This window comes from Streptomyces sp. SD15 (assembly GCF_054462255.1).
This window is the reverse complement of sequence record NZ_JBTLMO010000150.1, coordinates 1-881: the sequence shown is the minus strand read 5'-3', so window position 1 is coordinate 881 and position 881 is coordinate 1. Positions and strand designations below refer to the sequence as shown.

At 66.5% G+C, this 881-nt stretch carries 1 protein-coding gene; it reads left to right on the top strand.

Annotated elements, in window-relative coordinates:
- The first annotated feature begins 62 nt into the window (after positions 1–62).
- A protein-coding gene (locus tag ACX28W_RS43960; RefSeq protein ID WP_459005701.1) for an IS5 family transposase occupies positions 63–871 on the top strand; the annotation gives its coding sequence in 2 pieces (ribosomal slippage) (positions 63–402 and positions 402–871; 810 coding nt in all).
- Positions 872–881: the final 10 nt, after the last annotated feature.

The following is an 881-nucleotide window of genomic DNA, read 5'->3' as shown; positions in this document are numbered from 1 at the left end:
TTTCAGAATGAAATGTGTTGTGGGGCTTGGCAGTTGGGTGTTGTGTCGGCAGGATCTGTTGGATGCCTGCTGATCTTGTGCCTGATGACCTGTGGGAACGTGTGGCCCCGCTGTTGCCGGCTCGTCCGCTCAGGCGGTATCGGTATCCCGGGCGGTTGCCTGCGGATGACCGGGCTGCGCTGCGCGGCATCGTCTACGTGCTGTGCAAGGGCGTGAGCTGGCGGGACGTTCCCGCGGAACAGGTCGGCTGCAGCGGCGTGACGGCCTGGCGACGTCTGCGGGACTGGACCGAAGCGGGTGTCTGGCCGCAGCTGCACGAGGTGCTGCTGGCCGAGCTGCGGGCCGCGGGCTTGCTGGACATGGACGACGCCTCGATCGACGGCTCGCACGTCCGGGCTCTGAAAGGGGGGCTCACACCGGGCCTTCGCCGGTCGACCGGGCCCGGCCCGGCAGCAAGCATCACCTGATCGTCGACCGCCACGGAACTCCGCTCGCCATTTCACTGACCAGCGGAAACCGTCACGATGTCACTCAGCTCATGCCGCTGCTGGACGCCATCCCGCCCATCCGCGGTCTGCGCGGCCGGCCACGCAGACGCCCCCGACGGCTGTTCGCCGACCGCGGCTACGACTTCGACAAGTACCGCCGCCTCATCCGGGCCCGTGGAATCACCCCGAAGATCGCCCGTCGCGGCACCTCGCACGGCTCCGGACTCGGCAAGACCCGTTGGGTCGTCGAGCGCACCTTCGCCTGGCTCCACCAATTCAAACGACTCCGCATCCGCTACGAGATACGCGCCGACCTCCACCTCGGCCTACTCCAACTCGCCTGCAGCATCATCTGCTTGAGACGACTCCGAACCTCATTCTGAAACGATCAGT